At 56.8% G+C, this 13,521-nt stretch carries 7 protein-coding genes; 2 read left to right on the top strand and 5 right to left on the bottom strand.

The window, feature by feature from the left end; genetic code table 11:
* Window positions 1–223 precede the first annotated feature (223 nt).
* Window positions 224–2,557: an aerobic respiration two-component sensor histidine kinase ArcB gene (gene arcB / locus ACNY69_RS15355; protein ID WP_367396018.1), complete on the bottom strand. Its 2,334-nt coding sequence runs from the start codon at window positions 2,555–2,557 to the stop codon at window positions 224–226.
* 890 nt (window positions 2,558–3,447) lie between these two features.
* Here arcB and ACNY69_RS15350 point away from each other — a divergent pair.
* Both ACNY69_RS15350 and ACNY69_RS15345 read left to right on the top strand, forming a co-directional pair.
* Window positions 3,448–8,979, top strand: a complete 5,532-nt coding sequence (locus tag ACNY69_RS15350; RefSeq protein WP_293774218.1) for a glutamate synthase-related protein — start codon at window positions 3,448–3,450, stop codon at window positions 8,977–8,979.
* 184 nt (window positions 8,980–9,163) lie between these two features.
* The gene (locus ACNY69_RS15345) at window positions 9,164–10,921 is read left to right on the top strand and encodes a sulfite reductase subunit alpha (RefSeq protein WP_293774220.1); all 1,758 of its coding nucleotides are present in this window, start codon (window positions 9,164–9,166) and stop codon (window positions 10,919–10,921) included.
* Window positions 10,922–11,031: 110 nt separating this feature from the next.
* Here ACNY69_RS15345 and sspB read toward each other — a convergent pair whose 3' ends face one another.
* From sspB to rplM, 4 genes are all read right to left on the bottom strand, one after another.
* Window positions 11,032–11,517, bottom strand: a complete 486-nt coding sequence (gene sspB / locus ACNY69_RS15340; RefSeq protein ID WP_293774222.1) for a ClpXP protease specificity-enhancing factor — start codon at window positions 11,515–11,517, stop codon at window positions 11,032–11,034.
* Between the two features lie 3 nt (window positions 11,518–11,520).
* Window positions 11,521–12,162 (bottom strand): stringent starvation protein SspA, encoded by a 642-nt coding sequence (gene sspA, locus ACNY69_RS15335; protein WP_009092481.1) that lies wholly within the window; start codon window positions 12,160–12,162, stop codon window positions 11,521–11,523.
* 331 nt (window positions 12,163–12,493) lie between these two features.
* Entirely contained in the window at window positions 12,494–12,886 is a 393-nt protein-coding gene (gene rpsI / locus ACNY69_RS15330; protein ID WP_008925401.1) for a 30S ribosomal protein S9, read from the bottom strand.
* A gap of 15 nt (window positions 12,887–12,901) precedes the next feature.
* Window positions 12,902–13,330, bottom strand: coding sequence for a 50S ribosomal protein L13 (rplM, locus tag ACNY69_RS15325; RefSeq protein WP_111142167.1), 429 nt, complete (start codon window positions 13,328–13,330; stop codon window positions 12,902–12,904).
* Window positions 13,331–13,521: the final 191 nt, after the last annotated feature.

The following is a 13,521-nucleotide window of genomic DNA, read 5'->3' as shown; positions in this document are numbered from 1 at the left end:
TGTTGCCAAATTAATGTTTTCTGTATTTAAACGCTGCTCAATATCACAATTTTTAATGAATCTTGTCGCATGTGAAGAGGGATTTGCTAAGGTGATGACAGTGTTAACCAATACCCTGCGGCTGCATTAATTATTCAGATCATAGCGGCCGCAATGATTTCCCTGGTGTTGGCGCAGTATTCGCGCACCCCGGCCTCGGCTGGGGTCATTTTTTTCTGGCGTATCAGCGTTCCTGTTCTGCCACCCAGTCGCGCAATACCTGCACATCGTGTCGCCACTCGTGCTTCAGCTCATCAATCCACTCCGTCACGTTGTCCCACCACGCCGGCAGCTCCGGACTCTGAATCTGTTTCGCCAGCATCTGTAAACGCTGCAGCCCCACTGAACCCGCCGCGCCTTTGATTTTATGCCCCTCTTCAGCAATCCCTTTCTGATCCCGCGCCATCAGGTTGGATTCCAGCACGGCCAGGTAATCCGGCATCATTTTTTCGAACATCGTCAGGCTCTGGGTGATCAGGCCAGGGCCAACCAGCTCGATATACTGTTCAAGCATCGCGACATCCAGCAGCATCAGGGTTTTATCATCGCGCCCGGCAGAGGTCTCCTCTTCCGGTTCAGACTGATAATCCCAGTACTTTTTGATCATCGCCGTCAGTGCCGGAACCGCCAGAGGCTTGCTGAGCACATCATCCATGCCCGCGTCGAAATACTCTTTTTTGTCTTTGAGGACGTTGGCGGTGAGCGCCACCAGCGGAGGCAGATGGGTTCCCTGATACTGCTGGCGAATGGCCCGCGAGACATCCAGCCCGGTCATATCCGGCAGCTGAATGTCCAGCAGCACCAGATCAAACTCCAGCGGGTCAAACATCGCCAGCGCCGCCTGGCCGGTCATGGCGACCTCGACGCTGCAGCCCAGCTTCTCCAGAACCGAACGTGCCACAATCACATTCAGCTCAATATCTTCAACCAGCAGGACGTGCAGGGCCGGTAGCGGCAGGCTGTCCTCCACGCCTTCGTTTTCCACCTCTTCCGCAATGCGCGGCGCGTGGATCTCGACGGTAAAGCAGGAGCCCTGCCCTGGCGCGCTGTGAACACGGATATCGCCGCCCATCGCCTGCGCCAGACGGCGGGACACCGCCAGCCCGATGCCGGTGCCGGTCGCCGGTTTACCGCCATGCTGATCTTTAACCTGATAGTACATTGCAAAGATCTTGTCCTGCTCATCCTGCGGGATCCCCATGCCGGAGTCCTGAACCTCGAAGCGCAGCGTCTCATCCTGCTCATAGGTGACCCGCACAAGGATCTCCCCCTGCTGGGTAAACTTCACCGCGTTGCCAATCAGGTTCCACAGAATCTGACGAAGACGGGTGCCGTCGGTAGCGATCATGTGTGGCAGCGGCAGCTGCGGCGCGAGCACAAACTTCAGCCCTTTAGGCTGTGCCAGCAGGCCGGAGAGATTCTCTAAATCGGCGAGGAAGCCGGTAAAATCGAGCGGCTGATTATCCAGCTGCACCTTACGCCGTTCGATCTTGTCCACCTCAATCACATCGTTGAAGATGTTGCCCAGCGTGATGGCCGAGACATGGATGGTTTTCAGGTATTTCAGCTGCTCCTGATTCAGATCGGTGTCCAGCAGAATCCGGCTCAGGCCGACAATGCCATTAAGCGGCGTACGAAGCTCGTGGCTGATCGTTGAGATAAAGGTGGTCTTTTCCCGGCTGGCGTTCTCTAACGCGTCCTGATAGCGCTTACGCTCGGTTATATCGCGACCAAAGCCCATCAGCCCGCTGCGCTTACCGACGCGGTCATAATAGGGCACTTTACGGATCTCAAAACAGGCTTTGCGGCCGTCGGGATATTGCAGCCACTGTTCATAGGTCAGCGAGACGTTGTGGCGGAACACTTTCTCATCCGTCTCCAGGACCTTGGTCGCCGCTTCATCATCGTAGATGTCACGCGGCGTCAGGCCAATCAGCTGTTTTTCGCTTTTGCCGGTCAGCAGCTCCATCGCCCGATTACAGCCAGAGAACTGTTTATCGATGTTGCGATAGAACACCAGGTCTGGCGAGGCATCCAGGAAGGAGCGCAGAAAAGAGGATTGCTGTTCCAGCTCGATCTGCGCCTGTTCACGGCGCGTCACCTCCTCACGCAGCTTATCCATCACCTGTTCGCGCGCCAGCTCCGCTTTTTTACGGTCGCTGATCTCCTGATTCAGCTGCGTGATGGTCTCTTTCATCTGCTGGTTGAGTTCCAGATCGCGGGTACGCATCTCCTCCAGCTTATCCACCAGCCGGGCCAGCCGCTGCCGCGACTCCTCCAGCTGGTCGACCACCACTGACAGGAAATAGACCGCCCAGGGCGTGATCAGCAGCCCGAAGAAGACCGAACGCACCACGTCGATGCTCTCAACATGACCCCGCAGTACCATCGTGACCGCCATCTGGACAATCATCGCCAGCACCACCAGCGCCGACGCCAGCAGCAGCGAGAACCGCACCAGTCCCAGCTTGACCATCAAATCAACGTAGTACTGCGCCAACAGACGAATTTGCTTCATACCCACTCCCTGAAAGAGAAACCGCCTCACTATAACGCAGATGGCCCGACAACGTCGCAGCCCGTCACGCGAAGATCCGGACGCAGATGCGCCATTATGGTGCATCCGCACGACCGTTCGGCGACGTTAAGGACAAAACGGTTAAAACCCTTGACTGATTGTGCCAAATGAATAATCTGTAAAGCCGCCAGCGAATCTCAGATTTCTCTGTACGGCCTTTTTTCAATATCCTGGCAACGTTCTGTTGCGCAGGCCCATCCCGTTTATATGAATACCCATTCATCTTTAGTGATGTTTTAAGCACATCTATGCTGATTAATTTTTCTTATAACCCGGCGCAGTTTCATTCAAAAAGGCGGACATAAGAAAAACAGATACATGCTATGTATCATCTGTGCTGAACAGCATTTAATGCTGTTTATCCCACTCTCACCAGCATTGTGCAGAGATCTGATGCCTGCCCTACAGTGAGTCAGTTCACATTTATCGGCCGATCGCCGGGTGCCAGAGTGACACATTTTAAACCTTAAAAATCATATTATTCATTAACTTAAACCCATAAAACGTCTGATTAGCCCGCCTGACCGCCCTATTTGACCTGATTACGCTTTCCCGATAAGTTGGAAATCCGCTGAAAGCTTTCCAGACGGGTCATTGTCTCGGCATATCTATGCAACAAGAAGACTCCCGCGTGGTTTAAGTCATCTCCTTTACGAGACCGGAAATCAGAGCAGCTCATTAAAAGACGTTTTACCGATGTCTGGAGAGAAATGCTCAGGGCTATGACGCGTGCTCGACAGATCATGGCGAGAAAAAAGAAGCTGCGCCCTGGTTGCGCTCAGACCCTGAAACAGTGCAGGTAATGTCAAAGCAGTTTAAGGAGACCCTCAATGTCCACTAAAAAACCTCAATCCTATGGCTTGTATGATCCGACAGCAGGCAGTGACAGCTGTGGTGTAGGTTTCATTACGCGTAAGGACGGCGAGCAGACCCACGAGATCCTGCAGATGGCGCACAGCGCCCTGTGTACGGTGCCTCACCGCGGCGGAATGTCAGCAGAAGGCGTGGGTGACGGCGCGGGGGTCAACGTCGACCTGTCGCTGCATTTCTTCCGCAAAATTACCGGAGAGCCGCTGGAAGCGGGTCGCTTTGGCGTCGGCAACTTCTTTGTCCCGAAAGATGCAGAGCTGCGGGCAAATGCCGAGCGCCTGGTAGATGAGACGCTGAGCAGCTTTGGCCTGCCGGTCATCATGAAGCGTGATATGCCGCTGGACAGCAGCGTGACGCGCCCGGCCGCCGTGCAGTTCCAGTTACCGATTCTGCAGTGGATCTTCACTGCCCCGCAGGACGTGGTCGATCAGAATGACTTCGAACAACGCATCTATCGCGCCCTGTTAACGATTGAGGCCCGTGCATTTACCGAAAGCGAATTTGGCGGACTCTACCCGCTGTCGCTCTCCTCACGCACGCAGGTGTTTAAGGCGCGTCTGAATTCCAATGAAGTCATCCCTTACTTCAAAGATCTGACCGATCCCGATCATCAGGTGCGCGGACTGTTTTTCCATACCCGCTTCTCCACCAACACCGACCCCCACACCACGATGGCACAGCCCTTCCGTCTGATGGCGCACAACGGCGAGCTGAACACGGACCGTAAAAACCGCATCGCGGAAGCCGCGCTGGCGCTGGCCCGTGGTAAAAAAATCGTGCGACCAAAAGGCCAGTCCGACAGCTCACGGCTGGATCAGAGCATCCACAGCCGCCTGATGGAGGACAACCTCGATCTGATCACCGCCGTGGTCTCCATGATGCCGCCCGCCTGGGAGAATGACAGCGAGCTGTCGCCGGAAGTGCGCGCCATGCTGGAGTATTTCTCTCTGTACGAAGAGAAGAACGACGGCCCTGCTGCATTAATCTTCGGCAACGGCGAAGTGATTGGCGCACGCCTTGACCGCCTGGGTCTGCGTCCTCTGCGTTCCGTCGAAACGGCTGAGTATATTGGTGCGATGTCGGAAGCGGGCCAGATCGCCTTTCCACCGGAAAGCGTACTGCGTCGTGGCCGTATTGAAGCGGGCGGGATGCTCTATTTCGATCATCGTGAAAAACGCAGCTACACCACGCTGCAGGCGCTGGAAAAACTGGCTGCGGAAAAAGATTATCTGGCGCTGCTGCGTGAAGCCCGCGTCGGGCTGGATGACCTGCCCGAGATCCCGGCGGAGCAGCAGGGGTCACCGCTGCGCTATCGTGGCGATCTGAAAACCTATCAGCGTTTTGTGGCCTATTACTACAACCAGGAAAGCTTCAAGTTCATGATGGACCCGATGCTGAATACCGGTGCAGAGAAGATCTCTGCAATGGGTTACGGCAACGCCATCAATGGCTTATCCGACCACGAAGGCGGCATGGCGCACTACTTCTCGCAGCGTTTTGCACAGGTCACCAACCCGCCGCTGGACTCCATCCGCGAAGCGGATGGCATGACGCTGCGGGTCGCGCTGGGCGCAAAACCGCATCTGGGTCGCAGCAAAGGCCGTCAGATCGTGGTGCCTACCCCGATCCTCAGCCATCTGGATATGCTGCGCTTACGCGAGCAGACCATTGCGCCTTATGCCCGTTTTGAGATGCTTTACGAGCCGGTCGTCGGCAAAGATCTGCTGAGCATGACGGCGAACGCCAACGCGCTGGAAAAAGCGATCGATGACCTGGCGCAGCAGGTGGTGGATTTTGCCCGTTCCCAGGGCGGCATCGCCGTACTGACCGACCGCCACATCTCCTCGAAACAGGCCGCCATTCCGATGCTGCTGGTGGTCTCTGCCATCAACCAGCGTCTGGTACAGGAAGGGCTGCGTCTGGATGTCTCGCTGGTAGTAGAAAGCGGTCAGAGCATCTCCTCGCACCATATCGCCGCGACCCTTGGCTTCGGTGCCTCCGCGATCTATCCGCTGGGCGTTCAGATGCGCGCAGAGGAGAAATATGGTGAAGGCGAGGAAGGCAACAAAGCCTTTAAACGCTATGCCAAAGCCGCCGAAAAAGCGCTGATGAAAACCATGGGCAAAGTGGGGCTCTGCACCGTGGAGAGCTACAGCTGCGGCGAATTCTTTGAGCCTAACTTCCTCAACACCGACGATCCGGTGCTGAAAAAGTATTTCCCGAACATTAAAACCCCGGTGGGCGGCGCAGGTTTCGCCACCATCGCCCAGATGGCGGTTGACTGGCATCAGAGCGCACTCAGAATTCAGGGTGAATCAGATGTGCCGCTGCTGGGCCTGTTTAAAGAGCGCGCGGAGGGAGCCGGTCACTCTTACGGCACCATCGCCGTGCGGACCTTTATCGACATGACCGAAGAGCCGATTCGCTTTGCCGACAAAGCCCGCGAAGAGGATAACTTCATCCGTCTGATGACGCTGGCCAAACTCGATAACGCATTTGGCATCAAGCCAGAGACGTTTAAAGACAGCAGCTTCGAGCGCATCCCGGATGAGGTCATCAACAATTTTGCCATCACGGCCGATTACCGTCAGTTCTCAAGCCTGATGTATGAAGAGCGTAAACGTCGCCCGGCGGCGCTGCGCGACATCCTGACCTTCCCGGCTGACCTGACCCATATCGACAGCGAAGCGGAGTTCCGCCGCAAGCTGGGTCGCTACTCACTGACGAATAATGGCTTTGCCATTCGTGGCATGGAGTGTGAGGCGGTGGATGGCAGCCTGAACCACTTTATGCTGCGTCTGACCGACGCCATTGAGGGGCTGAAACCTGAAAGCGAACGTCTGCAGAATCTCTCCCGCGCCCTGAAATCGCGCTTCGGCGACGACATCGAGAGCAGCGAGGTGGTCAGCGGCGGTCTGAAAGTCACCGCCTATGGCAAAGCAGCAGATTATCTGTCCCGTATTTTCACGACCCTGCCCTCACTGCCGCTGAGCGAAGTGCAGCCAGCCTGTGAAATTACCCGTACCTTTGCTTCCGGGGCAATGAGCCACGGCGCGCTGGTCGCACCGGCGCATGAAGCAGTCGCCCACGGCACCAACATGGTTGGTGGCATGAGTAACTGCGGTGAAGGGGGTGAACACTACTCGCGTCACGGCACCATCCGCGCCTCACGCATCAAGCAGCTGGCGTCGGGCCGTTTCGGCGTCTGGGCCGCCTATCTGGCCGATCCGATGCTGGAAGAGCTGGAGATCAAAATCGGTCAGGGCGCGAAGCCTGGCGAAGGCGGCCAGTTACCGGCCGCCAAAGTCACCGTCGAGATTGCAGCGGCGCGTGGCGGCACGCCTGGCGTCGAGCTGGTCTCGCCGCCGCCGCATCACGATACCTATTCGATCGAAGATCTGGCGCAGCTGATCCACGACTGCAAGGCCGCGCGGGTGCGCGTGATCGTGAAGCTGGTTTCGTCAGAAGGGATCGGCACCATCGCGGTCGGCGTGGCGAAAGCGGGCGCTGACGTAATCAACGTCGCGGGTAACACCGGCGGCACCGGCGCTGCCTCGGTGACCAGCCTGAAATATACCGGACGTGTGGCGGAAATCGGCATCGCCGAAGTCCACCAGGCGCTATGTGCAAACGGGCTGCGCGAGAAAGTACAGCTGCGCTGCTCAGGCGCGCAACAGACCGGCAGCGACGTAGTGAAATCGGCGCTGCTGGGCGGCGACAGCTTCGAGTTCGGCACCACCGCGCTGATGATGCTGAAATGCGTGATGGCAAAAAACTGCAACGTGAAATGCCCGGCCGGGTTAACCACCAATGCCGAAGCCTTTGATGGCGATCCCCGTCAGCTGGCGCAATATTTCCTCAACGTGGCGCATGAAGTGCGTGAGATCCTGGCGCGCATGGGCCTGCGTTCGCTGCGTGAAGCACGCGGCCGCGCCGACCTGCTGCACCTGATGGATCACCCGCTGGAGGTGGGTAAACTCGACCTGCGCGCCATGCTCACTGTGGTACCAGAGCTGAAAATCGACAAGCCGGTCTACCTGGAAAAAGATTTTGAGCTGGATGATGGCTGGATTGAGCAGCTGAAGCTGTCGCTGGTGGAACAGGGTAATCCTGACGTCGCCCTGGGTGACAACATCGTGCTGAATAACCGTAACAAAAGCGTGGGTGGTCAGCTGGCGATCGATATCGAACGCATGCTGAATCATCAGCTGACACCGGCGCAGTTGCAGGCGATGCCTGCCGTTCTCACCGACGATCGCGGCCGCCGCTATCTGGCGCCTGAGAGCGTGAAAATCGCGACCACCGGATCTGCCGGTCAGTCATTTGGCGCCTTCTGCAACGATGGCATGCAGATGACGCATTATGGCACCTGTAACGATGGCGTCGGCAAAGGACAGTGTGGCGGTGAGCTGATCGTGATGTCACCTGGCGGCGGCGCACAGGATAGCGATGGCAACGTGCTGATCGGTAACTTTGCGCTGTTCGGCGCGACCGGCGGACGTCTGTTCGTGCAGGGCCAGGCGGGAGACCGTTTCGCGGTGCGTAACTCTGGTGCCACGGCGGTTGTTGAAGGCGTCGGTGACTTCTGCTGCGAATATATGACCAACGGTGCCATCCTCAACCTGGGAACCTTCGGTAAAGGATTTGGTAACGGCATGAGCGGTGGCTTTGCCTACCAGTACGATCCCTACGGCACGCTGGCCAGCCATGCAGCCGGTGATTCCGTGCAGTTCGGCTCAATTGCCGATCAGGACGAGATGGCCCAGGTACACAAGCAGGCGGTGCTGACCATGCTGAACTGGCATCTGGCGGCTACCGGCTCACCACGGGCCGCCTGGCTGCTGGAAAACTGGGAAACCGAATGTCACCACTTTGTTTACGTGATGCCGCGCTCACTGCTGCTCTACCAGGATGGCGGCGAGATCCTGAAGGCCAAAAGCCGCAAAGACCTTCTCGAAGAGCTGTCAACGGCGCTGGCGGCTCATCAGGTTGCGAAATTCAAAGCGGCCTGGCGTCAGGGTAAAACCATCGCTAACGGCGCCGTGCCAGCCTATGGCGCGACCGACACGCTGGAGATGTTTGTCCTGCTGAATAACTATACCGTGCTGAGCTTTGCCCAGCAGCTGGCCCTGGCGAAGCTGCCAAAAGGCACGCCGGTTGAAGATCCCGCGGTCGAAAAGGCGGTGCGCAATCTGCTGATGACTGAAGACTTTGCGCTGGTCAGCAAGCTGCAGCGTCATGCCCGTTCCGCCATCGAAAGTTACAGCGATGATGAACTGGCCAGCCTGATCGGCTCCAAGCGTATGTCAGATTACAAAGCAGCCCTGACACAGCGTAACATCCGTTCGATGGACAGCCTGGCGACCTATGGCTGGATCATGTATCAGGATGCCTGTAACCGGGAGGTGCTGGGCCACCTGCCGGACTTTGAAGAGCTGTTTGCGCGTGCGGCACTGCCGGAAATCGCAGCGGCAGTGGGTAAACTCTCCTGACCCTGACAGGGTTCAGGCGGAACTGAATATTATTAATGGTCATTGCCCGGGTTAATCGTTGTACCGGACAGAAGCAGAACCGCTCTCCCCTGCTGTAAATGCTGCAGCGCGGGAAAGCGGAACCGCTTTCACACCGGATAACGCCACTGATAACGGGCGAGAACGGGATTGAGTAAAAGTACCCATGAAAATTCCTTATATTCCAGAAGATGCACCTTTCAATGGCGATCAGAAGTACTGGCTGGCTGGCTTTCTTGCCGGCCTTCACTCCCGTCTGCTGGTGTTAGAAGACAAACAGCAACCTGCCGCAGGAACGGGCGCCGCTGCTACCACGCAACTGCATATCCTTTACGGTTCACAGACCGGTAACGCTGAGGCGCTGGCGCAGACCGCAGCGAAATCTGCTCGCGCGAAAGGTCTGGTGCCGGTGGTTCAGGCGCTGGGCGATGTCGACCTCGACGTGTTCGCCACCATGCGTCACGTCCTGATCGTTACCTCAACCTATGGCGAGGGCGAAATGCCGGACAACGCGCAGCTGTTCTGGGATGCGATCTCGGCCAGTACCGCACCGCGTCTGGAGCAGATGCACTTCGCCGTGCTGGCGATTGGTGACACCGGCTACGACGGCTTCTGCCAGGCGGGTAAGTTTATCGATATGCGCCTGGAGCAGCTGGGCGCGAAACGCGTGGTCGATCGTATCGACTGCGACATCGACTACGAAGAGCCTTCCAGCGAGTGGCTGAACAGCTCCATGCCACAGTTCGCCGCCAGCGCGGGCAGCAGCGGCACCGTGCTGGAAAGCGCGCCGGAAGCGCCGGTGATCCCGGGCAGCAACAAATCGAATCCGTATGCCGCGGCGCTGATCACCAACAAACGCCTGTCAGGTGAGCAGTCGGCCAAAGATATCCGTCATTTCGAGTTTGACCTCGCTGGCAGCGGCCTGAAATATGAAGCGGGCGATGCGCTGGGTGTCATCCCGGTCAACGAGCCGTCGCTGGTCAGCCTGCTGCTGACGCAGCTTAACGCTGACTACCAGACGCCGGTGCCGGGCTTTGACCGCAGCCTGGGTGACCTGCTGACCTATCAGTTCGAGATCTCCGAGCCGTCGCGCAAGTTAATCGAATGGGTCGGTCAGAACACCACAAACCAGGAGCTGCGTCATGTGTTGCAGCATGATGATAAAGATGCGCTGGGCGTCTGGCTGTGGGGCAAAGATACCCTGGATCTGCTGCAGCTGGAGCTGACACGCACGCTGTCGGTGCCTGAGTTTGTGGCCCTGCTGCGTCCGCTGCAGCATCGCGCCTATTCAATCTCCTCCAGCTCGAAAGCGCATCCTGATCAGGTTCACCTGACGGTGGCCTCGGTGCGTTATCACAGCGGTGGCCGTAATCGCGGTGGCGTCTGCTCAACCTATCTGGCCGAGCGCGTACGTCGCGGTGAGAAGCCTGCCATCTTTATCTCTCCCAACAAAGCCTTCCGCGTGCCGGCTAACAACAGTGCGCCGCTGATCATGGTGGGACCGGGTACCGGCATCGCGCCATTCCGCGCCTTCCTGCAGGAGCGCCAGGCCACCGGCGCGCAGGGTAAAAACTGGCTGTTCTTTGGCGATCAGCATCAGGAACATGACTTTATCTATCAGGATGAGTTACTGGCCTGGCGCGACAGCGGCCTGCTGACCCGCCTGGACCTGGCGTTCTCACGCGATCAGGAGAAGAAGATCTATGTGCAGAGCCGGATGCTGGAGCAGGGTGCCGAGCTCTACGCCTGGCTGCAGGAAGGGGCATACTTCTATGTCTGTGGCGATGCCTCGCGCATGGCGAAGGATGTGGATAACGCACTGTATGAAGTGGTCCGGCAGTTTGGCGGGCTCTCTACCGAGCGTGCGGCGGACTATGTCGATCAGCTGAAAAAGGAAAAACGCTACCTGCGCGACGTCTATTAATCGTAGCGGTTTGTGGAGAAAATCCGGCTTGCGCAGGCAGCCGGATTTTTTTATGGCTGGCAGGCAAAAAAATACCCGCCGGTCAGCGGGTATTCACGATGCGAATATGACTATTTCACGACGCGCAGTGAAGGTCGTCCGCCACGCGGCGGTGGATCGTCATCAGGCGGTGTCTCGTCATCGCTGGCATCGTCAGGACGATCGCCATCAATCACGGACATCATGGTCTCTTCCTGCCCTTCTGACGTCTCCTGCGTACCCAGCTCGTAAGCCGGTTCCGGTTCAAACATCGTTCCGGCGCCGTTTTCACGCGCATAGATAGCCAGAATCGCCGCCATCGGCACATTAACCTGGCGCGGAACGCCGCCGAAGCGGGCGTTAAACGACACCTGATCGTTGGCCAGGTCGAGGTTGCCCACGGCGCGTGGCGCGATGTTCAGAACGATCTGTCCATCACGCGCATACTCCAGCGGCACCTGCACACCCGGCAGATTGATGTCGACCACCAGATGCGGCGTCAGCTGGTTGTCGAGCAACCAGTCATAGAAGGCGCGCAGCAGATAGGGACGACGTGCAGTAAGTTGCGACATTTCCATACGTTAAGCCCGGGCTTGCAGGCGCATTTCACGTTCAGCTTCAGTCAGTGAAGCGAGGAAAGAGTCACGCTCAAATACGCGGTTCATGTAACCTTTCAGCTCTTTCGAACCGGAGCCGATCAGATCGATGCCCATCGAAGGCAGACGCCATAACAGCGGAGCCAGGTAGCAATCCACCAGGCTGAACTCTTCGCTCATGAAGTAAGGCGTACGACCAAACAGGGGCGCGATGGCCAGCAGCTCTTCACGCAGTTGCTTGCGTGCGGCTTCCGCTTCCTGACCGCTGCTGTTCTCAACTTTACGCATCAGGCTGTACCAGTCCTGCTCGATGCGGTGCATCATCAGGCGGCTGTCACCACGGGCAACCGGATAAACCGGCATCAGAGGTGGATGCGGAAAACGCTCGTCCAGATATTCCATGATGATGCGTGATTCATACAGCGTCAGCTCACGATCTACCAGCGTTGGTACCGTGCGATACGGATTGAGGTCAATCAGATCCTGCGGCAGGTTGTCCATTTCGACCTGCTCGATCTCTACGCTGACACCCTTTTCCGCCAGGACGATACGAACCTGGTGGCTGAAAATGTCAGTAGGACCAGAAAACAGCGTCATTACCGAACGTTTGTTGGCAGCGACAGCCATGAAAACCTCCAAGTTTGTTCACAAAAAGATACTGCGAATAGCCAACCACACGGCGACTCACTTGCCCATCGAACTCGCACGCAACCTGGTTAGCTGCGCCACAGATACTGATGCCCCGACAGTGGGGAGGCGCATAACGCACCGGCCTGCGGGCGCAAAGTGACACAGAGTCTACCAGATTTTAGGCTGCTTGTGGGCGTGGAATGAATCTTTGCAGGTAAATTGAGCGTGGGGTTACGGTTTTTGCGGTAACGCAGGCGGAGAACAGAAAATAAAAAACCCGCCGAAGCGGGTTTTTTGTGCCAACTGATGCAGCCGGAGCTGCAAACAATTAACGCTTGGAGAACTGAGGACGACGACGTGCTTTACGCAGGCCGACTTTCTTACGTTCAACCTGACGCGCATCACGCGTTACGAAGCCAGCTTTACGCAGCTCGCCACGCAGTGATTCGTCGTATTCCATCAGAGCGCGGGTGATACCGTGACGGATCGCACCAGCCTGACCAGAAATACCGCCACCTTTAACAGTGACATACAGATCGAATTTACCAACCAGGTCCAGCAGCTCAAGCGGCTGACGAACTACCATGCGGGCAGTTTCGCGGCCGAAGTACTGTTCCAGAGAACGTTGGTTAATTACGATGTTACCGCTACCCGGCTTAATGAATACGCGAGCGGTAGAGCTTTTGCGGCGACCAGTGCCGTAGTTTTGAGTTTCAGCCATTGCCTTTAATCCCGATTAAATGTCAAGAACTTGCGGTTGCTGTGCCGCATGGTTGTGCTCGTTGCCTGCGTAAACTTTCAGTTTACGGTACATAGCACGACCCAGCGGGCCCTTCGGCAGCATGCCTTTAACCGCGATCTCAATCACACGCTCAGGACGGCGAGCAATCATCTCTTCAAAGGTCGCCTGTTTGATACCACCGATGTGGCCGGTGTGGTGATAGTAGATCTTGTCAGTACGCTTGTTGCCGGTAACAGCAACTTTGTCTGCGTTCAGGACGATGATGTAATCACCGGTATCAACATGCGGAGTGTACTCCGCTTTATGCTTACCACGCAGACGGCGCGCCAGTTCAGTCGCCAGGCGACCCAAAGTTTTGCCTGTTGCGTCAACTACAAACCAGTCACGTTGGACGGTTTCTGGTTTAGCTGTAAAAGTTTTCATCGAAAAGCTTACCCAAATTAAGTTACACGTTGGTGAAATCCCAAACGCTTAAGTAAACGAATGAGGCTCACACGACCATTTTGACCAGCAAGCCACCCCTTCGGATAGAGTTACTGGAACACAGAGGATTTGGGAAAAAAATCCTTTGCTGTAACGTGGGGTCGCAAGATTATAGAGAAGTCGATTACAAA

This window comes from Pantoea graminicola, assembly GCF_048452665.1.
In the GTDB taxonomy this organism is placed as follows: Bacteria; Pseudomonadota; Gammaproteobacteria; order Enterobacterales; family Enterobacteriaceae; genus Pantoea.
The sequence above is the reverse complement of the archived record's forward strand: the minus strand, read 5'-3'. Positions and strand labels throughout refer to the sequence as shown.